Genomic DNA, 12,440 nt, shown 5'->3' with positions numbered 1-12,440 from the left:
CCACCGCCTCTCTGGGCGCGGTGATCACCGGCCTGACCAACGGCACCGAGTATGAGGTGGCTGTGAGAGCGGGCAACAACCACGGCCTGGGCGACTACTCCGCCATTGCCCTGGGCACCCCCAAGCGCGAGAGCTTCAACATGCCCGAGCTGCCCACCACCGGCCGCATTGAAAACAGCGAGGTCACCTCCATTGTCATGGCCGACCGCAGCAATGTGGACAAGAACCTGTGCCCCAACTTTAACGTCAGCACCGACCTGACCGACAACGACCCCAACACCTACTGGGTGGCCGCCACCTGGTGGAACAACAGCAGCATCACCTACACCTTTGCCTCCACCCACAAGATGAACTATCTGCTGGTGGTGCCCTACCTGGACGCCGCCTACAAGAACCGCATTGACAACTACACCGTCACTCTCAAGGGTGAGGGCGGCGAGACTCTGGCCACCTATTACCGCAGCGGTGTGAACATCACCGGCAGCGACTACTACATCGTCACCTTCCCCGAGACCGAGGGCGTCAAGAGCGTCACCCTGGCTCTGGGCGAGAAGGCCGGCGGTCCCCGCGTGAGCATCTCCGAGATCGCCTTCTACGAGAGCGACACCCTGGCTGAGGATATTGCCAACCTCTTCACCGACGGCACCTTCACCGAGCTGAAGGGCACTGTGGAGGAGGCGGACATCACCGCCCTGAGCGAGCGTCTCACCGCCCTGAGCAGCTTCTACATGGACCTGAACCGGCTCCGCGATGAGCTGAATCTGGCCGCCAAGCTGCTGGCTGAGGACACCAGCGCCCTGGGCCTGGTGAAGAACGACTTCCAGAGCCGCAGCACCACCGCCGCCGCCGATAAGGCCGCCGGCCAGACCGCCAGCGAGCTCCAGCCCCTGGGCATCACCGCCGCTGCGGGCGCCACCGTGGCCATTTATGCCCAGCTGTCCGACGACGCCACCGTCTATGTGGTGCCCACCCAGTTCTACGGCGAGTCCGGCGTGTGGAAGGGCACCCCCGTGGCCCTGCAGAACGGCCGCAACTATATCACCGTGCCCCAGATCGGCAACCTGAAGGCCACCCGCGGCGGCATGCTCTACCTGACCTACGCCGGCAGCCGCCCCGAGGAGATCAAGATTCAGGTCCGTGTGCTCCAGAACGCCTGGGAGATGCCTGTGCTGGAGCTGTCCAACTGGTACACCCTGGATGAGGGCGCCCGGAAGGAGGCCATCCGCACCTACGTGCAGGAGCTGACCGCCTATGTCGGCGGCCTGTCCTCCACCGGCCTGACCACCAACATCCGCAACGCCACCGAGATCTCCACCCCCAGCGTGCTCCTGTCCCTGCCCGCCGACCAGGTGCTCTCTGGCCTGAAGGGCGTGAACAATGACGAGGACGCCATGGTCAACGCCATGTACAACAACATCCTGGCCTGGGAGGAAGAGCTCTTCATCGCCAACAAGGTCCAGGGCATCATCGACGCTGACACCGCCCTGTCCGGCTACACCTATCCCATGACCACCCGCCAGAACATCCGCTACATGCGCATGTTCCCCGGCGCCTTCATGTACGCCGCTGTCAACCACGTGGGCGTGGAGTACGGCTCCACCGCCGCTCTGGTCCAGGGCAAGCCCACCTCCGTCACCGGCGCCGGTCAGGCCAACGGTCTGTTCGGCTGGGGCATCGCCCACGAGATCGGCCACAACATGGATAAGCTGGGTAAGGCCGAGTGCACCAACAACATCTATTCCCTGGCCCTCCAGGCCTGGGACGGCTCCTCCATGACCCTGAACACCCGTCTCACCGAGGACGGCCGCTGGGAGGACATCTTCAACAAGGTGGCCCAGGGACGCCCCGGCTCCGCCAACAACGTGTTCGTCCAGCTGGGGCTCTACTGGCAGCTCCACCTGGCCTATGACGAGGCCGACCAGCCCCTGGCCTTCTTCAACCAGTTCTTCAAGCTGTGGAAGGCCAACGAGTACGGCAGCTACTCCTACGACGACCGGGTGGCCCTCATCGCCTCCAAGGTGGCCGACCGGAACCTGACCGAGTTCTTCACCCGCTGGGGCATGACCCTCAGCGACGGCGCCAAGGCCATTCTGGACGACTACACCGCCGAGACCCGGGCCATCTGGTACCTGAACGACGCCTCCCGCAACTACCGTCTGGAGAGCGGCAGCGCTGCCGACGGCACCGCCACTGTGTCCGCCTCTGTCAGCGAGTCCAAGGTGACCCTGACCATCAGCCATACCGACAGCGCCAACATCCTGGGCTATGAGATCCGCCGCAACGGCAAGGCCATCGCCTTCACCACCAAGACCACCTATGTGGACGACCTGCGCGCGGCCAACAACCTGACCTACACCTACTCCGTGGTGCCCGTGGATAAGCTGGGCAACCTGGGCGCTGAGGCTGAGGCCGACGAGGTCCGTGTGGCCTACGACAAGACCATCAGCGCCGACCTGTACACCGAGGAGAAGGGCGAGGGCACCCTCACCTTCACCATGAAGAACGACGCCGCTGTGAATGTGACCGGCATCAAGGTCACCGATGAGAGCGAGATGAGCGGCGCGTACACCGTCACCGCCCAGATCCGCGTGACCAACGCCGACGAGCAGACCGAGGAGAAGACCGTCACCGTCAAGAACGGCACCCTGTCCGGCACCGAGCTGGTGGCCTACTTCACCAAGCCCGGCGCTGCTGACGACGACACCCGCATCTGGACCTACTCCGTGGTGTCCCTGACCATCACCGGCTTGTCTGAGACCGCCTCTGTGGAGCTGCTGGACTACCCCGGCGACCGGGTGGACTTCTACGAGGGCGCCACTGTGGGCATCCTGAAGGAGGCCTACTACGGCATCCCCGCCGGTACCCTGGTGATTCTGGGCACCTACCGCGGCAACCCCGTGTACAACACCGTGGAGATTCAGGCCCGCTACAACACCACCCCCGAGGCTGGCACTGTGAGCAGCATTGAGCGCCCCATGAACGGCGAGCTGTACCTGCTGGCCGAGATCCCCGGCGACGGCGCAGTCAGCGACACCAGCGACGGCTTCTTCATCTTCGTGCCCAACATGGAGCAGGAGAAGGAGCTCAACAGCACCTCCGGCGTCACCGACGACTACCCCATTGAGATCCGTGCCGTGTTCTACCGCACCGATGACCCCAACAGCGCCGACAGCAAGCGCGTCACCAGCCAGACCCTGTGGATCAGCTTCCCCGACGGCGGTGACGAGGAGCACCCTGTTGAGCTGCCCGAGATTGTACTGACCGGCAATGCCGGATAATGAGGAAGGATGAAAATCGTGCGTAAAACCTCTGTTTTCTCCCTGCTTCTGGCCCTGGCCATGGTGGTTTCCATGCTGGCCGTCCCTGTCGCCGCCGCCTCTTCCGGCCCCCGGCTGGTGACCTCCTCTGAGGAGGCCACCAGCCAGGAAGTGGGCTTCACCGGCCTGCCCGACGGCTGCCAGAGCCTGCAGGTGACCTTTGACCTGTCCGCTGACAGCGCCGTGTACGCCTTTGCCGCCGACAACAGCGTGAGCGGCATCCCCGGCGTGTACACCACCTTCAAGCAGGACGGCGCCAAGGTGACCGTCTACGTCACCGCCAAGTCCGGCGCGCTGACCGACAACGGCGCCCTCACCCTGGGCGTCATCTCCACCGTTGACACCCCCTTTACCGTGGCCAAGGCTCTGGACATGAAGACCCTGGACAGCGGTCTGGGCGAGACCACCTATCCCACTGTGGATGAGGACGGCGTTACCGGCACGGTGGTCACCACCTGGCCCATTACCGTGAAGTCCGCCGCCGGCGGCAAGGTGACCGCCAGCCCCACCCGTGCTGCCGCCGGTACCACCGTCACCCTGACCGTCCAGCCTGAGGACGGTTATCAGCTGGAGCAGCTGACCGTCTCCGACCGTTCCGGCAAGGCCCTGACCCTGACGGACAAGGGAGAGGGCAAGTATACCTTCACCATGCCCTCCTCCGCGGTGACCGTCACCGCCGCTTTCCAGGGCGGCGAGACCGCCGCCACCCTGCCCTTCACCGACGTGGCCGCCGACAGCTGGTACTATGACAGCGTGGCCTATGTCTACGAGAAGGGCCTCATGGGCGGCACCGGCGACGGGCTCTTTGCCCCCGACCTGACCACCAGCCGGGCCATGATCGTCACCATTCTCTACCGCCTGGAGAACAGCCCCGCTGTGACCACCTCCGCCGGCTTTACCGACGTGGCCGCTGACACCTGGTACACCGACGCGGTGAACTGGGCCAACGCCAACGGCATTGTCACCGGCTACGGCGACGGCCGCTTCGGTCCCGAGGACACCATCACCCGGGAGCAGACGGCGGTCATCCTCTACCGTACCGCCAAGCTGCTGGGCCGGGATGTGAGCGCCCGGGCAGACCTCTCCGGCTACACCGACGCCGCCAGCGTGGGCGAGTACGCGGTGGAGGCCATGCAGTGGGCGGTTGCCCAGGGCCTGCTGACCGGCACCGACGCAGGCGCCCTGCTGCCCTCCGGCTTCGCCACCCGCTCCCAGGCCGCCGCGCTGCTGATGCGGTTCTGCGAGAACGTGCTCAAGTAAACACGAAAAAGCCCTTCCCCATCGCAGATGGGGAAGGGCTTTTTGTCTTCTTTGCAGTTGGTTACAGCTTCTGGGCGACCTCCCAGGCCTGCCAGACCACGGTGCGCAGGTTGCCAACCTTGCAGGCGTCGCCGATGACATGGACGTGCTTGCCGGCGGGGATGGCGGGGGCGGGGGTGTAGCCCACTGAGAGGATAACGCTGTCGGCGGGGATGACCTGGAGCTTGCCCGCCTTGTCCCGGACGGCCACGGTGTCAGGCCGGATCTCGGCCACAGTGCTCTCCAGGTGGACGGGCATCTTCTTGTAGGCGAAGAAGTCCCGCAGGAAGGAGGAGTTGGCCAGGCACAGGCCGCGGGCGGCCATCAGGTCGTTCTTGGCCTCCACAATCACCGGCTTTTTGCCCTGGCGGAACAGGTCAAAGGCGATCTCGCAGCCGCTGAGGCCGCCGCCGATGATGACCACGTTCTCGCCGGTCTCCCTGCCCAGCAGGTAGTCCACCGCGTCCATGGCCCGCTCCACGCCGGGAATGGGCAGGGTTCTGGGCCGTGCGCCGGTGGCCACAATGACCTCGTCGGCGTTCAGGGAGGCGGTATCGGTGACCTCCCGGTGGTAGACCACGGGGATGCGCAGCGCCTCGATCTGGCGGCGGTACCAGGCGATGAGCTCCCGGTCTTTCTCCTTGAAGTCGGGGGCAGCGGCCGCGATGAACACGCCGCCCAGCTGTCCGCTCTTCTCGTAGATGGTGACGCTGTGGCCCCGGAGGGCGGCGATACGGGCGGCCTCCATGCCGCCCACGCCGCCGCCGATGACGGCCACGGTCTTTTTCCGTTTGGCAGGCAGAATGTCAAACTTGTGGCCCTGCATGGTGGCGGGGTTGAGGGCGCAGCGGGCCATGTGGCTGGCGTCCTCAAAGGTCTCGTCGTTGGCCACGCCCTTGTAGTGGGCCAGGGGGAAGCAGGCGTTGTGGCAGCAGATGCAGGGCTGGATGTCCTCCATGCGGCCCTCACGCAGCTTGCGCACCCACTGGCCGTCCACCAGGAACTGGCGGGCCACGCCCATGGCGTCAATCTGACCGCCGCCGATGGCCTGGGCGGCCGCCTCGGGGGTCATGCGCCCGGCGCACACCACCGGGATGTCCACGAACTTGCGGATGTGGGCCACGTCCTCCAGATTGCAGTTCTGGGGCATGTACTGGGGCGGATGGGCCCAGTACCAGGCGTCGTAGGTGCCGTTGTCGGCGTTGAGCATGTCGTAGCCCGCGTCCTGGAGGTAGCGGGCGGCCTTCTCGCTCTCGGCCATGTCACGGCCCACCTCCACGTACTCCTCGCCGGGCACCGCGCCCTGACACAGGCCCTTGGTCTTGCTGAGGACGGAGTAGCGCAGGGACACGGGGAAGTCGTCCCCGCAGGCGGCCTTGATGGCCTTGACCGTATCCACGGCGAAACGGTAACGGTTTTCAAAGCTGCCGCCGTACTCGTCGGTGCGGAAATTGGTGTAGGGCAGGGTGAACTGGTCCATCAGGTAGCCCTCATGGACGGCATGGACCTCCACGCCGTCCACACCCGCCTCACGGCACAGCCTGGCGGTGCGGGCGAAGGCGTCCACCAGCTTCTGAATCTCCTCCCGGGTGATGGCCCGGCACATGACGTCCTCCGCCCAGCGGGAGGGCAGGGGGCTGGGGGAGGCGCAGATGAAGGAGGCATCCACAATGGGCTTGGCGATGGCGCCCAGGGCCTTGTTCCGCAGCAGGATGGACAGGTGGTCTGTGATGGCGAAGCTGCGGCCGAAGCCGGCGGTGAGCTGGACAAAGAGCTTGGCGCCGGTCTTGTGGAACTCAACCATGTAGTCCTTGAGCTGGCGGAACATGCGGGGGTTCTGGTAGAGCCAGCGGCCGCCGATGGTGTCCCGCAGGGGGGCGATGCCGGGGATGATAAGGCCCACGTCGTTTTTGGCCCGCTCCATGAAGAACTCGGCCGCCACCTTGTCGAAGTGGTTGGGCTCCATCCAGCCGAAGAGGGAGGTGCCTCCCATGGGGCACATGACAATGCGGTTTTTGATCTCCACATTGCCGATTTTCCAGGGGGTAAACAGGGCTTCGTACTTTTTATCCATGCTGTATCCTCCCTTATTCTGCCGGAGGCACGTCAATCTCCATGTCGCTCAGGGGGTAGGTGACGCAGGGGTGGACGAAGCCGAACTTCCGGTCGGCCTCCCGGCGGCCGTCACGGCCGTCGGCCACCACGAACTCGCCGCTCAGCCACTTGCTGTGGCAGTAGCCGCAGCCGCCGGCACGGCACTTGTTGGGCGCGGGAATCCCGGCGCGCTCCATGGCGGTGAGCAGAGTCTCATTCTCCGCCGCGTCCACGGTGTACACCTGGTCCCGGATGCGGACGGTGAGGCGGAAGGAGCGGGGCTTGGCTACCTCGCGGTCGCCGCAGAAGGAGGCATCCTTGCGGACAGCCTTCACCGGCAGATTGTAGGGGGCCAGCTCCTTGAACAAGAAGTTGTACATGGCCTGGGGACCGCAGAGGAAGAAGGTTACGTCCCGGATGTCCACATACTTCTCCAGCAGCGCGGCGGACACAAAGCCGTGCTCATAGCCGGGCTTCTCCTCGTCGCTGAGCACGTACACCACCCGCAGGCCCTTGGCGGCCAGGGCGTCCAGCTCCTGCTTGTAGGCGATGCGGGCCTCGTCCCGGGCGCCGTAAAACAGGGTCATCTCATAGTCCTCGTCCCCCTCGGCCATGCTCTTGGCCATGGAGAGGAAGGGGGTGATGCCGGTGCCGCCGGCGATGCAGACGATGCGCTTTTTGTCCCGCAGGGCCTCATAGTGGAACTCGCCGGAGGGCTCGGTCATGGCGAACCGGTCGCCCACCGACACCTGCTTGTTCAGGTAGCTGGAGAAGAAGCCCACGTTCTCCACGCCCAGCACCAGCTTGTTTTCCAGGGCCTCTCTGGGGCTGGAGGCGATGGAGTAGGGGCGGCTGACCAGGCTGCTGCCCACCTGGCCCCGGAGGGACACGTACTGTCCGGCCCGGAAGAAGGGGAAGGCGGAGGAATCCACCCGCTTGAAGGTAAGCTCGGTCATAGCGTCGGTGAGGGGGCGGATGGCGGTCACCTCCACCTCCATCTCGCCGGGATGGAGGGCCTTGGCCAGCTCATTGGTGCGGTAGGAGGTGGGCAGGGGGGCGTTGGAGCCGGCGGCCAGAGCCGCCCGGCGGTTGGGCACCAGCTTCTTGAACCGGAGCATGTCCATAAAACCAAAAATCTGTCTCTTGAAGTTCATCTCACTTCACCTCCCGCTTGAGATCGCCCACAGTCTGGCGGCCGGACAGGTCGCCGGAGACGTAGGAGCTGGAATAGCCGCTGGAGCGCATGGCGTAGCCGCCGGCGAACCGGAGGCCGGGAGAGAGGGCGGCGTCCTCCTTCATCATCATCATGCGGGGCATGAGGCTGTCCCATTCGGCGGTCTCGTAGCCGTAGATGACGCCCTGGGGATGGCCGCAGTACCGGGCGTAGGTGGTGGGGGAGGCCACGGCGATCTCCTCAATGGCGTCCCGGATCTTGCAGCCGGTTTCCCGCTCAAAGACCCGGATCATGTCGTCGGCCACCTTATCCTTGGCCTTGAAGTACTCGGTCTCGCTCACATTGCCCCAGTCGTCGGACATGAACATGGTGGTGAAGTACATCATGCAGGTGCCCGGCGGGGAGCACTCGGGGAAGGCGTTGTTGAGGCACACGGTGGCCTGGACGTGGTTGGTGTCCACCTTCCGCATCAGGTCGTACTGCTTCACCGAGTCGGCGGTGTCGTAGATGAAGTAGTTGTGGCTCTTGATGCCCAGCTCCTCGGCGGACTTGTTCAGGCCCAGGAACAGGGTGAAGCCGCGGCCGGCGAAGGTACGGGAGTTGGTGGCCCGGATCATCTGCTCGGTGACCGACTTCTTCTCCAGCATCTTGCCGAACACCAGATGGGGAGAGCAGTTGGCGATGACGTGGCGGGTGGCGATCTCGGTGCCGTCGGTGAGGCGGACGCCCCGGATGGCGTTGTTGTCGTCGGTGAGGATGGTCTCGGCCTCGGAGTGGTACCAGATGTGGCCGCCCAGCTCCCGGATCCGCTGATCCATGGCCAGGCTGATCTCGTGAGAGCGCATTCTGGGCATCCAGGCGTCCCGGGTGATGTACCGGATGACCATGGAGCCGTAGTGCAGGAAGCTCATGCGGTCGCAGTCCACGCCCAGGTAGCACCAGTAGGCGTTGAGAATGTCACGGGCCTCCTGGGGCATCTTCAGGGACTCCAGCACCTCGTTGACCGAGTAGCTGCCCGCCTTGATGAAGTTGGGGAAGTGGGACTTCATATAGTTGGAGTCAGTGTTGCCGTTGACCGAGTTGGAGTAGGTCTGGGCGTCCCGCACTTCGTTGCACAGGTCGAAGAAGTCGGTCATGGACTTGCGGGAGCCGGGGACATACTCCTCCATCTTGTCGATGAAGGCCTTGATGCCGAAGGGCATTTCGCAGTCGTACTTCTTGTCGGTGGTGATGAGGTGATAGGCCTCGGGAATGCGGATCCAGTCGATCTTGTCCTCCACGCCCAGGCTGCGGAACAGGGTGCGGATGTCGCCGGGCTCTTCGGGGGAGCCGAAGTCGTTGAGCTCGTGGAGGCTGGCCTCGAACTCGAAGCGGCCCCGCTTGAAGCTGGTGGCAAAGCCGCCGGGCAGGTTGTGCTTCTCCAGCAGCAGGCAGGAATACCCGCCCTGGAGCACCCGGATGGCGGCGGTCAGACCGCCGTTGCCGGCGCCGATGACCACCACGTCATAGCGCCTGATATCTTGTTTATCCATGGAAACCTCCTGTATCGGGGCCGGGTCCTCAGCGGACCACGACCTCCTTGATGTTGAATTCCCGTCCGCTGAGCAGATCCTTGTCAAAGCTGCCGCAGTCGGGGCAGTAGCCCTCGTGCTCCACCACGGGGAACACGGTTCCGCAGCCCTTGCAGCGGGCCACGGCGGGAATTTTTTCGATGACCAGCCTGGCCCCCTCAAACAGGGGGCACCGGGAGGCGGCCGCCGGGAAGCAGGACTCAAAGTAGTGGGGCACCACCGAGGAGATCTCGCCGATCTCCACCACCACCGTGTCGATGGCGGTGATATCCTCCTCCCCGGCCAGGGACTCCTCCACCACCTTTGCCATCTGGAACACCAGACCCAGCTCATGCATGGGGCGCACTCTCCTCTCCGGGCGGTTTATTTCCCCTTGCCGGTGATGGCGTCCTTTACGGAGCGCACGGCGATCTTGCCCACCCGCTTGACCATGTTGGGGGTCATCTTCAGGGGGATCTGCTCATAGGTATTGTAGGTTACATTATACTTTTTGACAAGGTGGATGGCGTCGAACTTGCACTTGGTGGTGCACTGGCCGCAGCCGATGCACATCTCCTGGTTGAGCACCACCGCGCCGCAGCCCAGGCAGCGCTCGGTCTCACGCCGCAGCTGCTCCTCGGTGAAGGTGCACCGGCCGTCCTGGAAGCTGTCCTTGGGCAGGGCCTTGTGCTGGGGGCGCTGGCGGGGCATCCGGTCGAAGCTCTCCAGGCTGGCGGAGGCCTTGTCCAGGGGCTTGTACACCCGGCGGTCCCGTCCTGCGGTCATGCTCACGCCCTCCCACACAAAGCGGTGGATGGAGATAGCGCCCTGCTTGCCCGAGGCGATGGCGTCGATGGCGAACTTGGGGCCGGTGCAGCAGTCGCCGCCCACAAACACGTCGGGCTGTCCGGTCTGCCAGGTGAGGGGGTCGGCCTGGGCGGTCTTGCCCCGGCCCAGCTCCACACCGCTGCCCTCCAGCAGTCCGCCCCAGCGGATCTCCTGGCCGATGCTCAGCAGCACCCAGTCGGCCGCCACGGTGACGGTGTCATTCTCGTCGTACTTGGGGGAGAAATGGTGGTCCGCGTCAAAGACGGACAGGCAGCGCATGAACTCCACGGCCTGGATCTTGCCGTCCTTGACCTCCAGCCGCTTGGGACCCCAGCCGTTGTGGATGGTGATGGCTTCGCTCTCGGCCTCCTCAATCTCCTCGTCCAGCGCGGGCATCTCCTCCCGGCTCTCCAGACAGTACATGTCCACCGACTGGGCCTGCTCGCGGACTGCGGCACGGGCTACGTCGATGGCCACGTTGCCGCCGCCCACCACCAGCACCTTGCCGTGGAGGGGCTGGCCCTTGCCCAGGTTGATGGAGCGGAGGAAGTCCACGCCGGTCATGACGCCCTGGGCGTCCTCGCCGGCCAGACCCAGGGTCTTGCCGCCCTGAGCGCCGATGGCCACGTAGAAGGCCTCAAAGCCCTGGGCACGCAGGTCGTCCAGGGTCAGGTCCCGGCCCACCTCCACGCCGGTGCGGAAGGTGACGCCCAGGTCCCGCAGGATGTCGATTTCCGCCTCGATGATCTGCCGCTCCAGGCGGAAGGAGGGGATACCCAGGGTGAGCATGCCGCCCAGCACCTGCTCCTTTTCAAACACGGTGACCCGGTAGCCATCCACCGCCAGGAAGTAGGCGCAGCTCAGACCGGCGGGACCGGCACCGATGACGGCGATGGACTTGCCGTAGTCGTGGGCCTTGGGGGGAATGAAGCGGTCCGAGCGGGACAGCTCCCGGTCGGCGATGAACTTCTTGATCTCGTCCACGGCCACCGGCTCATCCACGTCGCCCCGGGTGCAGGCGCTCTCGCAGCTGCGGGGGCAGATGCGGCCGCACACGGCGGGGAAGGGGTTCTCCTTCTTGATAAGCTCCAGGGCCTCCATGTACCGCCCCTGGGCGGCCAGCTTGATGTAGCCCTGGACGGCGATGTGGGCGGGACAGGCCGCCTTGCAGGGGGAGGTGCCCGACTCCATCACGTTCTCCCGGTTCTCCCGGTAGTCCACGTTCCAGTGGTCCCTGGACCAGACGTGGTCACGGGGGGAGAGGGTCTCGGACTGCTTCTCATCCGCCGTGCCGCACAGCTTTTCGCCCAGCTTGAGGGCGTTCACCGGGCAGTTCTCCACGCACTGGCCGCAGGCCACGCACTTCTCGCTGTCGGTCTCAGCCACATAGTTGGAGCGGACCATGTCGGGGGCGTTGTAGTAGGCGGCGTTGCGGATGGCGTAGCAGCCGCAGCCGCAGCAGTTGCAGATGGCGTAGGTCTCCTCGCCGTCGATGTTGGGCACCGAGTGCATCAGGCCGTTCTCCTCGGCCTTGCGGATGATCTCAAAGGCCTCCTCCCGGGTGATCTCCCGGGCGCGGCCGGTGCGGATGCAGTACTCGGCGCCGGCGTTGAGCTGGAGGCACATATCCTTCTCCAGATGGCCGCAGCCCTCGCCCAGCAGACGCCGGGAGGTGCGGCAGGAGCAGTCGGCTACGGCGAAGCGGGTGCTCTTGTTGAGGATGGTGGCCACCTCCTCATAGGGCACGCTGTGGCTGTCGCCGTCGATGGCGCTCTGGATGGGGATGACCCGCATGGGGGACGCGCCAACGGGCAGCTTGGGTGAGAGCAGTCCGCCCCGCAGCCGGGCGTACTCCTCAAAGCCGGCGGGGATCTCCGGGTGCTTCTCGCACTGGGCCCGGTTGTTCATCATCTTTTCCATGACGCCGGGGACAAACACAGGCAGCTCGTACACGTCCACCCCGTTTTCCGAGTGGAAGATACACACGCCGGCCCCGGCCAGCTGGTTCACCAGCCGCTGGGTCTCGTCCACCGGCTTCCCGCACCGCTTTGCGATGGTTTCGATGGGGAAGGGCTTGCGCAGCTCCATGGCCAGGGCCACCTCGGCCATCTCGTCGGTGACGACGCAGTTGAGGACCTTGTATTCCGGGGCGTTCTCATCCAGGGTGATGAGCATGGC

The 12,440-nt window shown here is 65.1% G+C and carries 7 protein-coding genes; 2 read left to right on the top strand and 5 right to left on the bottom strand.

Annotation, left to right across the window (positions count from 1 at the left end):
- The first annotated feature begins 20 nt into the window (after nucleotides 1-20).
- Both ACOX7T_RS09300 and ACOX7T_RS09295 read left to right on the top strand, forming a co-directional pair.
- Nucleotides 21-3,278: a M60 family metallopeptidase gene (locus ACOX7T_RS09300; RefSeq protein ID WP_433442071.1), complete on the top strand. Its 3,258-nt coding sequence runs from the start codon at nucleotides 21-23 to the stop codon at nucleotides 3,276-3,278.
- A gap of 9 nt (nucleotides 3,279-3,287) precedes the next feature.
- A complete protein-coding gene (locus ACOX7T_RS09295; RefSeq protein WP_433442069.1) occupies nucleotides 3,288-4,577 on the top strand; it encodes an S-layer homology domain-containing protein in 1,290 nt (429 codons plus the stop codon).
- Between the two features lie 61 nt (nucleotides 4,578-4,638).
- On the opposite strand, the gene ACOX7T_RS09290 is transcribed toward ACOX7T_RS09295, so the two are convergent.
- Genes ACOX7T_RS09290 through ACOX7T_RS09270 form a run of 5 tightly spaced genes read right to left on the bottom strand, consistent with a single transcriptional unit; the run spans nucleotide 4,639 to nucleotide 12,437 of the window.
- Nucleotides 4,639-6,690 carry an FAD-dependent oxidoreductase gene (locus ACOX7T_RS09290; RefSeq protein WP_433442067.1) on the bottom strand — a complete coding sequence of 684 codons (2,052 nt, stop codon included), beginning with the start codon at nucleotides 6,688-6,690 and terminating at the stop codon, nucleotides 4,639-4,641.
- A 13-nt stretch (nucleotides 6,691-6,703) separates the two neighbouring features.
- Nucleotides 6,704-7,864, bottom strand: coding sequence for a 2Fe-2S iron-sulfur cluster-binding protein (locus ACOX7T_RS09285; protein WP_433442065.1), 1,161 nt, complete (start codon nucleotides 7,862-7,864; stop codon nucleotides 6,704-6,706).
- 1 nt (nucleotide 7,865) lies between these two features.
- Complete coding sequence (locus ACOX7T_RS09280; RefSeq protein WP_433442063.1) at nucleotides 7,866-9,416, bottom strand: phytoene desaturase family protein; 1,551 nt, start codon at nucleotides 9,414-9,416, stop codon at nucleotides 7,866-7,868.
- Nucleotides 9,417-9,444: 28 nt separating this feature from the next.
- On the bottom strand, nucleotides 9,445-9,792 hold the full coding sequence (locus ACOX7T_RS09275) for a hydrogenase maturation nickel metallochaperone HypA (RefSeq protein WP_433442061.1): 348 nt from the start codon (nucleotides 9,790-9,792) through the stop codon (nucleotides 9,445-9,447).
- A 26-nt stretch (nucleotides 9,793-9,818) separates the two neighbouring features.
- The gene (locus ACOX7T_RS09270; RefSeq protein WP_433442121.1) at nucleotides 9,819-12,437 is read right to left on the bottom strand and encodes an FAD-dependent oxidoreductase; all 2,619 of its coding nucleotides are present in this window, start codon (nucleotides 12,435-12,437) and stop codon (nucleotides 9,819-9,821) included.
- Nucleotides 12,438-12,440 lie beyond the last annotated feature (3 nt).

It is taken from the genome of Pseudoflavonifractor sp., assembly GCF_050943825.1.
GTDB lineage: Bacteria > Bacillota > Clostridia > Oscillospirales > Oscillospiraceae > Pseudoflavonifractor.
This window is presented reverse-complemented; position numbering and strand designations above follow the sequence as displayed.

Bases quoted from the DNA above. Each gene is read 5' to 3' on its own strand.
- ACOX7T_RS09275 (WP_433442061.1), bottom strand. From the start codon at position 9,792: ATGCATGAGCTGGGTCTGGTGTTCCAGATGGCAAAGGTGGTGGAGGAG.
- ACOX7T_RS09270 (WP_433442121.1), bottom strand. From the start codon at position 12,437: ATGCTCATCACCCTGGATGAGAACGCCCCGGAATACAAGGTCCTCAAC.
- ACOX7T_RS09295 (WP_433442069.1), top strand. From the start codon at position 3,288: ATGAAAATCGTGCGTAAAACCTCTGTTTTCTCCCTGCTTCTGGCCCTG.
- ACOX7T_RS09285 (WP_433442065.1), bottom strand. From the start codon at position 7,864: ATGAACTTCAAGAGACAGATTTTTGGTTTTATGGACATGCTCCGGTTC.
- ACOX7T_RS09280 (WP_433442063.1), bottom strand. From the start codon at position 9,416: ATGGATAAACAAGATATCAGGCGCTATGACGTGGTGGTCATCGGCGCC.
- ACOX7T_RS09290 (WP_433442067.1), bottom strand. From the start codon at position 6,690: ATGGATAAAAAGTACGAAGCCCTGTTTACCCCCTGGAAAATCGGCAAT.